This is a genomic window from Asaia platycodi JCM 25414 (assembly GCF_000614545.1).
GTDB classification, from domain to species: domain Bacteria; phylum Pseudomonadota; class Alphaproteobacteria; order Acetobacterales; family Acetobacteraceae; genus Asaia; species Asaia platycodi.
The window spans coordinates 25299-38908 of the sequence record NZ_BAKW01000008.1 but is presented as its reverse complement, the minus strand read 5'-3'; the positions used below and the strand labels follow the sequence as shown (position 1 = coordinate 38908).

Annotated in this window: 15 protein-coding genes and 1 pseudogene; 9 read left to right on the top strand and 7 right to left on the bottom strand. The window is 58.7% G+C overall.

The features are described 5' to 3' along the window. Nucleotides 1-375: 375 nt before the first annotated feature. The 5 genes from JCM25414_RS07985 to metX form a co-directional block, all read right to left on the bottom strand. Nucleotides 376-1728, bottom strand: a complete 1353-nt coding sequence (locus JCM25414_RS07985; protein WP_025841288.1) for a DEAD/DEAH box helicase — start codon at nucleotides 1726-1728, stop codon at nucleotides 376-378. 287 nt (nucleotides 1729-2015) lie between these two features. Continuing rightward, nucleotides 2016-2216 carry a nitroreductase family protein gene (locus JCM25414_RS26570; RefSeq protein ID WP_369346027.1) on the bottom strand — a complete coding sequence of 67 codons (201 nt, stop codon included), beginning with the start codon at nucleotides 2214-2216 and terminating at the stop codon, nucleotides 2016-2018. Then, entirely contained in the window at nucleotides 2216-2623 is a 408-nt protein-coding gene (locus tag JCM25414_RS18380; RefSeq protein WP_369346026.1) for a nitroreductase family protein, read from the bottom strand. Before JCM25414_RS18380 ends, JCM25414_RS26570 begins: the two co-directional genes overlap by 1 nt. A 128-nt stretch (nucleotides 2624-2751) precedes the next feature. After that, nucleotides 2752-3351 carry a methionine biosynthesis protein MetW gene (gene metW / locus JCM25414_RS07975; RefSeq protein ID WP_025841287.1) on the bottom strand — a complete coding sequence of 200 codons (600 nt, stop codon included), beginning with the start codon at nucleotides 3349-3351 and terminating at the stop codon, nucleotides 2752-2754. Further along, a complete protein-coding gene (metX, locus tag JCM25414_RS07970; RefSeq protein ID WP_051535780.1) occupies nucleotides 3341-4531 on the bottom strand; it encodes a homoserine O-acetyltransferase MetX in 1191 nt (396 codons plus the stop codon). The genes metW and metX overlap by 11 nt, the downstream gene beginning before the upstream one ends. Nucleotides 4532-4869: 338 nt before the next feature. On the opposite strand from metX, the gene JCM25414_RS21640 reads away from it, so the two are divergent. From JCM25414_RS21640 to JCM25414_RS25930, 5 genes are read left to right on the top strand one after another with little or no spacing between them, the layout of a single operon-like run. After that, complete coding sequence (locus JCM25414_RS21640; protein WP_051535768.1) at nucleotides 4870-5490, top strand: hypothetical protein; 621 nt, start codon at nucleotides 4870-4872, stop codon at nucleotides 5488-5490. Next, complete coding sequence (locus JCM25414_RS24830; protein WP_242403437.1) at nucleotides 5379-6227, top strand: glycoside hydrolase family 99-like domain-containing protein; 849 nt, start codon at nucleotides 5379-5381, stop codon at nucleotides 6225-6227. The genes JCM25414_RS21640 and JCM25414_RS24830 overlap by 112 nt, the downstream gene beginning before the upstream one ends. A 1-nt stretch (nucleotide 6228) precedes the next feature. Next, complete coding sequence (locus tag JCM25414_RS24825) at nucleotides 6229-6636, top strand: glycoside hydrolase family 99-like domain-containing protein (protein ID WP_369346030.1); 408 nt, start codon at nucleotides 6229-6231, stop codon at nucleotides 6634-6636. Further along, complete coding sequence (locus JCM25414_RS21630; protein ID WP_051535766.1) at nucleotides 6519-8495, top strand: glycosyltransferase; 1977 nt, start codon at nucleotides 6519-6521, stop codon at nucleotides 8493-8495. The genes JCM25414_RS24825 and JCM25414_RS21630 overlap by 118 nt, the downstream gene beginning before the upstream one ends. Further along, nucleotides 8483-8617, top strand: a complete 135-nt coding sequence (locus tag JCM25414_RS25930) for a hypothetical protein (protein ID WP_277911158.1) — start codon at nucleotides 8483-8485, stop codon at nucleotides 8615-8617. The genes JCM25414_RS21630 and JCM25414_RS25930 overlap by 13 nt, the downstream gene beginning before the upstream one ends. A gap of 67 nt (nucleotides 8618-8684) precedes the next feature. On the opposite strand, the pseudogene moaB reads toward JCM25414_RS25930, so the two are convergent. Next, a pseudogene (gene moaB / locus JCM25414_RS18370) lies at nucleotides 8685-9216 on the bottom strand (molybdenum cofactor biosynthesis protein B). 229 nt (nucleotides 9217-9445) lie between these two features. On the opposite strand from moaB, the gene JCM25414_RS07955 reads away from it, so the two are divergent. The 4 genes from JCM25414_RS07955 to JCM25414_RS07945 all read left to right on the top strand — a co-directional run bounded on the left by JCM25414_RS07955 (nucleotide 9446) and on the right by JCM25414_RS07945 (nucleotide 12984). Then, nucleotides 9446-10249 carry an NAD kinase gene (locus JCM25414_RS07955; RefSeq protein ID WP_051535765.1) on the top strand — a complete coding sequence of 268 codons (804 nt, stop codon included), beginning with the start codon at nucleotides 9446-9448 and terminating at the stop codon, nucleotides 10247-10249. A 29-nt stretch (nucleotides 10250-10278) separates the two neighbouring features. Then, nucleotides 10279-10749, top strand: coding sequence for an amidase family protein (locus tag JCM25414_RS25925; RefSeq protein WP_051535764.1), 471 nt, complete (start codon nucleotides 10279-10281; stop codon nucleotides 10747-10749). Then, entirely contained in the window at nucleotides 10679-11656 is a 978-nt protein-coding gene (locus JCM25414_RS18365; RefSeq protein WP_159101727.1) for an amidase family protein, read from the top strand. Before JCM25414_RS25925 ends, JCM25414_RS18365 begins: the two co-directional genes overlap by 71 nt. 209 nt (nucleotides 11657-11865) lie before the next feature. Beyond that, nucleotides 11866-12984, top strand: a complete 1119-nt coding sequence (locus JCM25414_RS07945; protein WP_025841284.1) for an arabinose transporter — start codon at nucleotides 11866-11868, stop codon at nucleotides 12982-12984. A 117-nt stretch (nucleotides 12985-13101) separates the two neighbouring features. On the opposite strand, the gene JCM25414_RS07940 is transcribed toward JCM25414_RS07945, so the two are convergent. Then, entirely contained in the window at nucleotides 13102-13566 is a 465-nt protein-coding gene (locus tag JCM25414_RS07940; RefSeq protein ID WP_025841283.1) for a hypothetical protein, read from the bottom strand. Nucleotides 13567-13610 lie beyond the last annotated feature (44 nt).

The following is a 13610-nucleotide window of genomic DNA, read 5'->3' as shown; positions in this document are numbered from 1 at the left end:
ACGACGTTAAACCGCGTGATATCCCCCCGGTTCAAACATAACGTGTCGGTAATAGGGTACTGAGTTTGCCCCATTTGAAAATTTCTTCATGTATTTCCGCTGGTTAACGAAGGAAGTCTGTATTTTTTACACGACTTTGTGAAAATAGCTTGTTTAACTCATTCAAAAAACGGAGCATATTTTCCCACTATATGGTCATTGGCGAAATATGAGCTTCGTCATTTCTTGAAATATTAAGTCGAAGCTCAATCAAGACCCTGAAAATAAAAAGCCTCAGGCCAGTCAGGCCTGAGGCTGTCAACACGTCCATTTTATGGGTGTTTTGCTGACATTCGGTCACGACGGCAAAAATGCCGAAAGCTGAATGTCGTTATTCTATTTCGAGCGGGGACGCGACGGACGACCACCCTGCGGGCGGCTGTTACCGCCCGGACGCCCGCCTGACGGGCGACCACCCTCATTGCCGCCGCGCGGACCCGAGCCTGAACGGCCCCCACCGCCTGAGCGCTGTCCACCACCGCCACGCGGCTGATTGCGACCGCGGCCACCGCCACCCAGGACAGGCGGACGCATGGTGGAGTTCTGCGCCTCTTCGGAATGAAAGGCATGATCAGTCACGACCGGAATGGCCTTGCCAATGAGCTTTTCGATATCACGCAGCCAGGCGCGCTGCTCGGCATCGCACAACGACACAGCCCAGCCATCGCGGCCCGCACGTGCGGTACGGCCGATACGGTGCACATAGCTCTCGGCAACATTGGGAAGGTCGTAATTGAAGACATGGCTGACATCGTCAACATCGATGCCGCGTGCGGCGATGTCGGTGGCAACCAGCACCTTGACCGAACCGTCACGGAAGCCCGCCATGGCGCGCTCACGCGCACCCTGCGACTTGTTGCCGTGGATTGCCTCCGAGCGGATGCCCTCGGCGTTGAGGAAATCGGCAACCTTGTTCGCTTCATGCTTCATCAGGGTGAACACGACAGCACGCTGCACCTTGGGGTTCTTGACCAGAAGCAGCGTGGCCGCGCGCTTGTCTTCCGATTTCACGAACATCACGCCCTGACGGATGCGATCGACCGTCGAGGAAGGCGGCGTGACCTCAACCTTGGCGGGATCATGAAGAAGCGAATGCGCCAGATCCTCAATCGCCTTGGGCATGGTAGCCGAGAACAGAACCGTCTGGCGGCTCTTGGGCAGAAGCGCCACAATGCGCTTGATATCGCGCACGAAGCCCATATCGAGCATACGGTCGGCTTCATCGAGCACCAGAACCTCGAGATCGTGCAGATCGATATGACCCTGGCCAATCAGATCGAGCAGTCGACCCGGCGCTGCCGTCAGCACATCCACGCCGCGACGCATGGCTTCGACCTGACGGCCCTGCCCCACGCCGCCGAAGATAACGGCATGGCGCAGCTTCATGTGACGTGCGTAATTCTTGAAGCTGTCATCGATCTGAGCCGCGAGCTCACGCGTGGGAGCCAGCACCAGAACGCGAGCGCCTTTGGGCGTGTTCGGACGCGGATGGGTGAGCAGACGATGTAGAGCGGGAAGTGCGAATGCTGCCGTCTTGCCCGTACCGGTCTGGGCGAGACCCAGAAGGTCGCGGCCCTCAAGCAGAAACGGGATCGACCCAGCCTGAATTGGGGTCGGAGTGGTATACCCCTCCTCGGTCAGCGCACGCTGGATGGGCATTGCAAGCTGAAGATCGGCAAAACTGGTCATATAAAAGGCGCCTCCTCGGGCACGAACCACGCGTATTGTACGCAGCTCACGGGATGACGCCTCTCGGCCCGGACGTCACAAGGGAAAGAAGAGATCCGGGAATGACGAGTCAGGCTTCGCAAGAGGCGCCCGTTACCGAACGCCCGTGCCGACAGAGTCAAATCTGGACCGGGAAGGCCCCCATATAGGGAGAGCCTATCCCGGACGCAAGCAGGTTCACCGACAAAACAGCCGAAACGCTCTCAAAAGCCGTGCCTTGCGGAGATCTGCGGGGTAACGCTCTTGTGTCAGGAAAAACGGTTATGAATGATGGTTTCGCTTAACGGCAGGTGGCCACCATGGGGCGGGTATTCTGCCGCCTTCCTGCCGATCGCAACGAACATGACGACCTCATGGTCCTCGGGCAGGTTGATGAGCGAGCCCACAGCCTTGAAGTCGAACCCGTCCATCGGGCAACTCTGATAGCCATGCGCAGCTGCCGCCAGCATCAGGCGTAGGCAGCCATACCACAGGAGCGGATGCCCTCATCGCGCTGCAACTGCTCATTACCACTATAAAACTGATTGATCATGCCCTCATAGGTCGCCTGCATCTTATCAGGAGCCGCAGCCCAGTAACGCGCCGGGTTCTTTTCCCAGGCTTTGAAATCGGCGCAGAGAATGATGAGTACACTCGCCTCTTCGACCTGAGGCTGGTTCCAGGAGACTTCGCGTATCTGCTTTCTCAACGCCGGGTCAGAAACCACGACGAAGCGCCAATGCTGGATGTTGAATGCCGTAGGCGCCTTGCGCCCGGCATCAAGAATAGAGCGCAGCTCCTCCTCGGAGATGGTCACATCGGGGTCGAAACGTTTGGCTGAGCGACGTTCGGCTATTGCAGTCAGGATATCAGTCATGAAAACTCCGCTCTCCTGTTGAAGCAGGGCGTGGGGACATCTGAGACAAGGCCTCATGCAACCATGGCCCATAGCGCAAGTAAACCCTAATTTCGATCCTTATCGAAATAGGAGCGAGGTATACCTCGCTATTTGCGACGCAACAGGAAGAGCGCCTGCTCACCAAAGAGATTGGCCAGTCTGATCGAGCGTCTCCACGGCGCACGCTCGCCACCTTCATCGATCGCCAGCCAGCGGTCGACCACATACCCCTCGGCTTCGCATAGCTCGAGAAAATCCTGAATAGTACAGGGATGGATATTGGGCGTTTCGTACCACGGCGTGTGCCAGACCGAATTCATCGGCATCCGGCCGCTCAGCAAGATCTGCAATCTCAGGCGCCAATGGCCAAAATTCGGGAAGGAGACGATCGCGTGGCGCCCGATACGCAGCATCTGCCGCAACACTTCACGCGGTTTTTCGACGGCCTGCAACGTACGCTGCAACACGACATAGTCGAAGGCGTCATCGGAATAATGCGCCAGATCATGATCGGCATCGCCATGCATCACCGGCAAGCCGTGGGCGACCGAGCGCGTCACCTCACCCATATCGATCTCGATGCCGCGTGCATCGCATTGGCGCGTGCGAAACAGATAGTCGATCAGCGCCCCATCGCCGCTGCCGACATCCAGCACGCGGGTGCCGGGTGCGATCATCTCGGCAATAAGATGCTGATCAAGACGCATGACGCCCCCCAAGACCGGCCTGCTCGGCCGCACCGTTGATGAAGCCGCGCATGGTACGCTCCAGATCGGGCTCGTCGAGCAGAAAGGCATCATGCCCTCTGTCGCTTTCGATCTCGACGAACGAGACGTTCACCCCGGCCTTGTTGAGCGCACGCGCCAAAAGACGCGATTGCGACGTCGGGAAAAGCCAGTCTGACGTAAAGGAAATGATACAGAACCGCGTCGCACAATTACGAAACGGCGCCGAGAGATCACCGTCATAATCGGCACTCAGATCGAAATAATCGAGCGCACGCGTAATCGTGAGATAGGAATTGGCGTCAAAGCGCCGCACGAAGCTCGATCCCTGGTGACGCAGATAGCTCTCGACTTCGAAAATTTCGCCGAATAGAGACGTCCCGTTTGAGGCGACTTCAGGCGATGGCACGGCATCGCGCCTTGTGCGACGGCCGAATTTTTGCGTCAGGGCCTCTTCGGAAAGATAGGTGATATGCGCCATCATGCGGGCTACGGCTAGCCCTTTTGCTGGAATGGTACCCTGCGCCCAGTAACGCCCGCCACACCAGTCAGGATCGCCGCATATCGCCTGGCGACTGACCTCATTGAAAGCGATGTTCTGCGCCGAATGAAACGGGGCAGTCGCTATGGGCATGGCAGCGCCAACGCGCTCGGGGAAGCTCGCCACCCATTGCAGCACCTGCATACCACCCATGGAGCCACCTATCGCCGCAAACAGGCGCCCAATGCCCAGATGATCGAGCAGCTTGGCCTGGGCAAACACCATGTCCCGTATCGTGATGGGCGGAAAATCTGTGCCCCAGGGCTCACCGTTCCCGCGCAGCGTCTTGGGACCTGAGGACCCCAGGCATCCACCAAGTACATTGACACAGATGACATAGAAGCGATCCGTATCGATGGCGTTGCCCGGCCCGACCGCACGGCTCCACCAGCCCGGCTTGCCCGTCACCGGATGAGTCTCGGCCACATATTGATCACCTGTCAGGGCGTGACAGACCAGTATGACATTGTCGCGCTTCGGGGAAAGCGTGCCATAGGCACAGTAAGCTATATCGAGCGGCGCGATATGGACACCGCATTCGAGCGTCAGCCCCTCTTCAAGTGTAACATGAAAAGCAGTGGTCGCGCCGCCGGTGCCCTGACCACAAGGGGCCTCGGTCACGCCGGCACCCTCTGCCCCAGCCGCAGATGCGTCAGAATGATAATGCATGGCCTCTCAACTCGCATGAGCACCGACACCCCAATAGGGAACGGCCGGATCACTCGAACGCCTCGTCATGACTCCCGCAATGCCGTTCCCCGGAGCTTTGAAGCGACCCGAGGCAATGCGGGGAAGCAGATATGGCATTTGCTGAGCGTGGCCGCAATCGCTCCGAAAGCCCCGGAACATCCATACTAGGAGAGAAAGAAGACGAAATCATCTCTTGTCGAACACAAGATCTGGTCGTTTCCCGCGAAAGTATTTAATGTTTTATTAACGAATCGCCGGAGAAGCCATTCATGCCTACAATCCTCAAGACTATTGGCCACTCCGGGCTTTTTGACACGGCATTTTATCTCTCGCGCAACACGGATTTACAGGAACTCGGCAGTGGCGCCCTCCTGCATTACCATACGGCAGGCTGGCGCGAGGGACGCAAGCCGAACCCGTTTTTCGACCCGCTCTGGTATCTCGCGAGTTATCGCGACGTCACCGAAGACCCTCTGCATCATTATATCCTGCGGGGAGAGTACGAGGGCCGCCATCCGGTGCCGTGGTTCGACCCGATCTGGTATCGTCAGGCGAATCAGGTGCCGGCCAACATGAACGCCCTGGCCCATTATCTGGCCAACAGAAAAGCACCTGGCATTCGGCCCATGCCCGAATTCGACCCCGAATTCTATCTGCGCAGCTATCCCGACGTGGCCTCGTCGGGCATGGACCGGTCGAGCATTACATGGTGCAGGGCTATCGCGAGATACGTCGCCCCTTTGAGACATTCGATCCAGGCTTCTACCGCACGCGCTATTTGCGTCACCAACCTGATGCCAATCCGTTTCTGCACTGGCTGGCGCATCGACACGAGCCAGGCGTTTTCCCCAGCCTGCCTGAGCACGAAACGACCGTTGCCAGGGAGATAAGGCGACGCACCCAGCCAGGGCCTCTTTATGAGGAGCGTCAGCCCTTGCCCGAAGCCGCGTTAAGGCGCGCGCGCGTGCTGGCCTATTACCTGCCGCAATTTCATCCCAACGACGCCAATGATCGCTGGTGGGGAACCGGATTTACCGAGTGGACCAACCTCGCTCGCGGCGTGCCGCGCTTCGCCGATCACTACCAGCCGCGCACCCCGCGCGACCTGGGCCATTACAGGCTCGACGATCTGGCCACACTCTCGGCCCAGGCTCGTATGGCGCGCGAAGGCGGTATCGAGGGCTTCATTTTCTATCATTACTGGTTCAATGGGACGCGCCTGCTCGATCGCCCAATGGAAATGCTGCTCGAAGCGCCTGAGGTCGACCTGCCTTTCTGCCTGATGTGGGCCAATGAAAACTGGAGCCGTAGATGGGACGGAGGCGATCAGGACGTATTGATCTCACAGGATTACCACGAGGGTGATGATGAAGCGCTGATCGTCGATCTGGCCCGGCACATGCGGGACCCGCGCTATATCCGCATCGGTTCGCGGCCCCTTTTCATGCTTTACAGACCCGGCGCATTCCCGATGCGACCCGCCGCATCGCGAAATGGCGACGCCTTTTCCGGCAGATTGACGGACTCGACCCTCTTTTCATCATGGCTCAGGCTTTTGATGACAATGATCCAGCGGCCTTCGGTCTGGACGGCGCCATCGAGTTTCCACCGCACAAGCTCACGGTGAACTGCACCCCGATCGAAGACAGGCTGCATATCCTCGACGAAGACATGACGCTCGGGTCTATGATTATGCCGATCTCGTCGACAAGGCGCTGTCAGATCCCACGCCAGAATTTCCGCTCATACGCACCATAACGCCGTCATGGGATAATGATCCGCGTCGTCAGGGAGCCGGGCTCGTACTGCATGGTTCGACACCGCGTCTCTATGAACGCTGGCTGAACGAGACCATCGCCAAAGCCCATGCCCATCCCTTCATGGGAGAGAAGCTGGTCTGCATCAATGCCTGGAACGAATGGCAGAAGGCGCCTATCTGGAGCCTGATATCCACTATGGGTCGGCCTATCTCAACGCCACGGCACGAGCCATCACAGGGTTTCAAAGTCGTCTTGTCCCGCGGCGCCTGCTTTTGATCGGTCATGACGCTTTTCCTGCTGGCGCCCAGATGCTCCTCCTTGCCTTGGGCGCGGCCCTCAAGCGCAATCACGGTCTGGACATCGCGTTCGTCCTTCTTGGCGGTGGCGACCTGATCTCCCGCTATCGTCAGGTCGCCACCGTCGAGATTCTGAATCCCGGCACGTCCTCCTGTATCGAGCGCCTGCAGTCTCTCAACGCCGAAGGATTCACCTCCGCCATCATGAACAGCGCGGCATCGACCAGACTGGCCGACGACCTGAGCAAGGCAGCCCTTCCGTTCATCCTGCTCATTCATGAATTGCCGGGAATGATAAGTCAGTTGCGTCTGGAAGAACCTCTCGACCTTGCCCGCAAACTGGCCCGCGCCGTGGTGGTGCCGGGGGCCCAGCTGACGCGCCTGTGTCCTGAGGCAACGATCGCACCACAAGGGCTCTATCACGACATCGCCTTCTCGGAACCAGATCGTAGACGCGTGCGGCTCGCCTACGGGATCGAGGCGGAGGCGTTCGTGGTGATCGGAATAGGCTATGGCGATAGCAGAAAGGGCTTCGACCTGTTCCTGCAACTCTGGCTTATGCTGCAAAGCTCGAGCTTCGCGCCCTCACGCTCCTTATCCGAGCCTGAGACCGCACGGCGGACCATCCATTTTCTCTGGGTTGGTGCGATCGATGCAACTATGAGACGCAGCCTGCAAACCGATCTCGAAACGGCTTTAACGTCGCGCCGCTTTCATCTTCCGGGCCGGGTCGACGACGTCACTCCGTTCCTCTCAGCATCGGATCTTTTCGTTTTGAGTTCACGAGAAGACCCCTACCCTTCGGCTGCACTCGAAGCGCTCGCCTCGGGCATACCGTGCGTGGCTTTTGCCAGAAACGGCATGATCCCCGATCTTCTCACGGAATTGGCAGAGGAAGGCGACAAACGAAACCGTATTATCGAACCAGGAGACCTTCCCGCTATAGGCGCGGCGATCCTGCAAGACGCACAATGTTGCCCAGCAGATCTTAACGCGCGAGCCCGACGCGGCCGGGAACTGGCCGAGCGTTTTCCCTTTGATCGCTACGCCGCGCACCTTACCAGGCTCGCCTTGCCGGATCTGCCGTCGATTTCCGTCGTGGTGCTCTCCTATAACTACGCGCATTACCTCGCGGCGCGTCTGGCGACGATTTTCGCCCAGAATTGCCCGGTTACGGAAATCATCGTACTCGACGACGCGTCCGACGACGGGAGCGCCGCGCTTTCCGAGCGCATCGCCACATCCTTTGATCGTGCGATCAGACTTGTAAAAGGGATCAGACGCAGCGGATCGGTTTTCGCTCAGTGGCAGAAAGCGGCCAATTTGGCGACAGGCGACTGGCTTTGGATCGCAGAAGCGGATGATCTGTCAGAACCCGAGTTTCTCTCGTCCCTTTGCACCATGATCACCCAATCTCCGGACGCAGCCATGGCGTTTTGCGACAGCCGCGCCATCGATGAAAACGGAGCTGAGATCTCACCCGATTATCAGGAGTATTATCGCAGCCATGTCGGCCACGGGCTCGGTCGTGATATGCTGATCGACGGGGAGACTTTCGTGCGTGACTATCTTGGCAGGTGCAATCTGGTCCTCAATGTCAGCTCGGTCCTGTTCCGGCGCCGCGATCTGGTCGCCGCTCTCGAGACCTGCCGTCCCGACCTCGCCCGGTTCCGTCTGGCAGGTGACTGGCGTGTTTACGTCGAGCTGCTAATGCAACCGGGAAGCCAGCTGGCCTATCTGGCACGCCCCCTGAACATCCATCGCCGCCACGGACGATCAGTGACCGGATCATTCGATCAAAGAGCCCATCTGGCTGAAATTGCTCGATGCATGAGCTGATCAGCCAGCGCCTGGGTCACCCTGTCGATCTGCTCAAAGGGCAACGCGCCTATCGGGATGCATTGAAAGACCAATTCGGGTTCAAGCAGAAGCCTAGGAAGAAGCAATCGCGCTTCTCCTGATAGACGCCTACCGATCATGGCGCGACGCGGGCCGCCCCCTACTGGCTCCCTTGATAACGGATGATCGTCAGCCCCTTGACAGGCGCGGCATCAGATCGACGAAGTTGCAGGGTCGATGGCGACTGTCGAATTGCTGACAAAGGATGGAATCCCACCCATCTGCGACAGCCCCTGTCGAACCCGGCAGAGCGAAAAGGAACGTGCCCTTTGCAATGCCGCCAAGCGCGCGCGACTGGATGGTAGAGGTACCGATCTTGGCATAGGAGAGCATACGGAAAAGCTCGCCAAATCCGGGAATATCTTTCTCGATAACCCTTAAAAACGCCTCGGGAGTGACGTCCCTGGCCGTAATTCCGGTCCCCCCCCGTCGTGATGACCGCATCAATATCCTCCCGGTCAATCCACAGACGCAGACGCTCGACGATTTCACCAAGCGTATCCGGCACGAGGTCGCGCGCCACGAGGTGATGTCCGGCTTTTTCGATACGTTCAGCGAGAAGCGAGCCCGAACGATCCGTTTCCGGCGTACGCGTATCGGAAATGGTCAGAACAGCAAAATTACAGGGTCTGAAAGGCACGTCTTTATCGATTTCGGTCATGCGCGAAGTTTTTCCTCAAAACAAGAAGTATAGATTATCTCTCGATTACGCTGCGATGCACACTGGCGGCGCACATCCGGCAATGCGCTCAAGATGCACGGTTGCGGGGATCGTGACACGCCGTTAGGGTATTCATATTAATTCGAGTTCAGGTGTACGAACAGGTGGATTGTCTGGTTATTCCTGCTTTTCCTGACCGGGTAGCGCCCCTTCAGATCGGCCTCAGGGCATGAGCATGGCTCCCGCGCCATCAGCGCGCTTTTCGAAGCCTCCCGAGCGAATTGCCTTTTTGGCCTCGCCGACGGAAATCGCGCAAAAGGCTCGTCAGAAACTTATCGAGACCTACGGCGATTGTGCGCTTTGCGACGCTGAAGTCGTTGTCTGCCTTGGCGGTGACGGTTTTCTGCTTGAAGTGCTGCACAAGGTCGTTGAGCACGGCATACCCGCCTACGGGCTCAATTGCGGCTCGGTGGGCTTCCTGCTCAACACCGTTTCGGATGAAGATCTGGTCGCTAGGCTGACACGCGCCCAGGCGTCGGAACTGCATCCATTGCGCATGAAGGCCGTCGGTCGCGACGGCACCCGCCACGAAGGCATTGCGTTCAACGACGTGTTCCTTTTCCGTCAGACCCGTCAGGCTGTTAAGATCCGCATCGAGGTGGATCAGCGCGTGCGCCTCCCGGAGCTGATATGCGATGGGGTAATCGTAGCCACCCCCGCTGGATCGACCGCCTATAATCTCTCTGCTCATGGGCCGATCGTGCCATTGACGGCCAATCTCCTGCCTCTGACGCCGATATCCGCGTTCAGACCAAGAAGATGGCGTGGTGCGCTTCTGCCCTCGACGGCAACCGTCCGTTTTACCCTGCTGGAGCAGGAAAAACGTCCCTGTGCGGCAGTGGCTGACTTTCTGGAAGTGCGCGACATCGCCGAGGTCATCGTGAGCGAAGATCGCTCGATCACGGCGACCATCCTCTTCGACCCCGATCATGGGCTTTCAGAACGGATAATTGCAGAGCAATTCGCAGAATAACGCGATCAAACAACAAGAAGGCGCAGCCAATGAGCAGTCCGACGATACGCCCGACCAATACTCCCTATCGAGACTCCTTGGTAAGTGCGGCCGAGCGCCTCGCCAAAGGGGAAATTACCAGTCGGGCCCTCGTCGAGCATTGTCTCGAAAAGATCGACACCTGCGAAAACGCCCGCGCCGCCTATACGGGCGAATTCTCGGCGGACCGAGCCAGACAATATGCCGACGCCGCCGACAGAATACGTGCGAAGGGTTACGAAGCCTCACCCTGGACCGGGCTGCCCATCTCAATCAAGGATCTGTTCGATATCAAGGGCCAGGTCACCCGTGCCGGCTCGACCATTCTCTCCGACCGCCCAGCCGCACTGAATGACGCTGACGCCATCGCCCCGCTCCGTGCGGCCGGTTCATTCTGCTCGGTCGTACCAGATGACCGAATTCGCCTATTCGGGCCTTGGCCTCAATCCGCATTATCCCCAACCTTGGAACACGTTGGTTGAGGAAGGGCCTGCCATACCGGGTGGTTCAAGCTCTGGCGGCGCGGTATCCGTCGCAACCGGCGCCGCCCTTGCAGCAATCGGCTCCGATACCGGCGGTTCATGCCGCATCCCTGCGGCCATGAATGCCCTGACCGGATTCAAACCCACTGCCGGGCATATCAGCCGAAAAGGCATGATACCGCTCTCGCCGAGCTTCGACAGCGTAGGCAGCATAACCCAGACGGTCGATGATTGCGTCCTGCTCGATCATATCATGGCCAACAGAACTGCAAGCTGGGCACCGGTCGATGCGGAGGACGGGCCAATACGTCTTCTCCTACCAACCTCCATCGTGCGAAATGACGGTGATTCTCAGGTACTGGCCGTGTTCGAGACGGTCGTAAAACATCTCGAAGCAGGCGGTATAGAGATCGTGCGGCAGCCTCTGCCGATCCTCCAGGATATCATCGATCTCAATCTGCAGGGTCAGATCGTGGCCGCAGAAGCCTATCATTATTTTCACGACGATCTGATTCATCACCCCGGTGGCTTTGACCCTCGTGTGAGTGAGCGCATTGCATCCGGGGAGCAGACCAGCGTTCCTGCGCTCCGACAGCTTTACATCGAGCGCCAGAAGCTCTGCGCCAGATTCAATGCAGACATGAACGGTTTCGATGCCCTCATCTGCCCGACGTCGCCGGTTTTACCGCCTCTTATCAAGAACTGCATCAATCCAGAACGTTATGGCAGGCTCAACAGGCTCATTTTGCGCAATCCCTCTCTGGCAAATTTGCTCGACGGCTGCTCGTTCAGCTTGCCTTTTTACTGGAAAGGCTTGGCTGCAGGGCTAATGTTGACCGCCTGTCACGGTCGAGATGCCGCACTCGCGCGTATCGCCCGACGCTGCGAGCAGCGCCTCAAAGGCTGACCCGGCAATATTCCACGCTTATCCATTCAGACGCGCCGAAGCTTACGGTTCAAGCAGATCGTCACCAGAGCGTTATTTGAGCGTGTTGTCTTAGGCCGCTAGCGTGCGCCTTCTCCTCCCTGGCAAAGCCCAGCCCCGACCTGCCCTCTTATCAAAAGGGGAAAAAGGAGTGGGTTCTGGCGGCCAAGAGACAGACCGGGTGTTTTTTGATGACTGACGCGAACCGTTCCTCTGGCCACCTGCCCTTCCTGACCCTCGCTCTGGTTCTGTCCTATATGGCGGTCGCCATGCCGCTTGCCGTCATACCCCCCTTTGTCACCTCCTGGCCCGGCTATGGCAACGGCATCGCAGGCATTGCCGTGGGTTGTGCCTTCGTCTCGACCATTCTGACACGCACCCTTGCTGGCGGCTTTGCCGATCGCAGAGGTGGTCGCAGCGCGATGCGGCTGGGCCTCGTGCTCTATATGGCTGCCAGTGCGATCTGCCTTCTCTCTGCTCTCGACCTGTTCGCCAGAGGCGCCTCGCTAGGGTTGCTGATCGTCGGGCGTCTGCTTCTGGGCGTCGGTGAAAGCTACACGCTGGTGGGAATGCATGGCTGGGGCATCGGCCTGACCGGTCCAAAGGGCGCTGGCAAGGTACTCACCTGGACAGGCGCCGCAATGTATGGAGCCTTTGCTTTCGGAGGGCCGCTCGGGCTCGAATTATATCATCTTGCCGGGTTCTCAACGCTCATGGGCGTGTGCATCGTTTTACCGCTTATCGGCCTCGCGATCGTTCAAGGCGTCCCTGCCGCGCCGATCCTTGCGGGCGAGCGCGACTCATTCTGGCCCGTTCTGGGCATCATTCGCCCCTATGGAATGGTCGTTGCACTACAAGGCGTCGGGTTTGCGGTGCTGGGCGCGTTTCTCTCAGTCTATTTTCTGGCCGAACACTGGCGCTTCGGCAGTCTAGGCCTGACCTGTTTCGGCCTGGCTTTCGTCGCAGGACGCCTGTTTGGGGGGCACCTTCCAGAGCGTCTGGGCGGCGTCAAAGTCGCCATGCTATCGCTGAGCATCGAAGCGGTGGGGCAAGGCTTCATTGCGTTCGCTCCCTCACCCATCCTAGCACTGGTGGGAGCTGTACTCACCGGAGCAGGTTGCTCGCTCATCTACCCTTCAATGGGAGTGGAGGTCGTCAAGCGCGTTCCCGCATCGATCCGCGCGACCGCGCTTGGCGGGTTCGCTGCCTTTCAGGACCTCTCCTATGCCGTGAGCGGGCCGGTCGCGGGCACACTCTCGGACCATTTGGGCTACGAATCGATTTTCCTGATGGGCATGGCCTGCGCCTGATAGGCCTCTGCCTTGTGATCGTCATGCGCCGTCGCGACCGCAATTCTTCAGAACAGATGGCTCAGGCTGAAACGGTTTCTTCTGCCTCCAGGCGCGTCTGCGAAAGACCGTTCTTTGTCAGACCCCATGATCCAGGTGGAAAAGCGCCATGGCAAGGTTTGCTGATGCAGAATCCGGCCGGGGCACCGGTCGAGGAGCAACCTGCGCAATTGCTGCGGCAGGTCTTGGCGTTTCGGAAATCTCGGGGGATGGCTCATCAGACACCGTGGCAAGCTCCGGCATCTCGACGATGCAGAGTGGAGAATCTGCCGTGTCGGAGGGCGGAAGGAGCGCCAGAAGAGACAGGTAATCCGCTTTTTCCAGGAGAGAAGGACGTTGCCCTTTGGCACGCTGTACCAGCCAGCAGCCCAACACGTCGCTGAGTTCCGTAAGCGCAGACTCCGCGTCTCTACCTGAAAGACTACGCAAAACCCTGTCGATCTCCAGCCAGTCGGTCTCAGCGATCCGACGGGGCGCCGGGTCGCTCGGGGTTTTGATCACCCATCCCTCAACATGGCTGGCGACGGTCAGATCAGACGACACAGCATACTCCTTCAGATCGGGGTGATTACTCTCCCGCCTTTGCG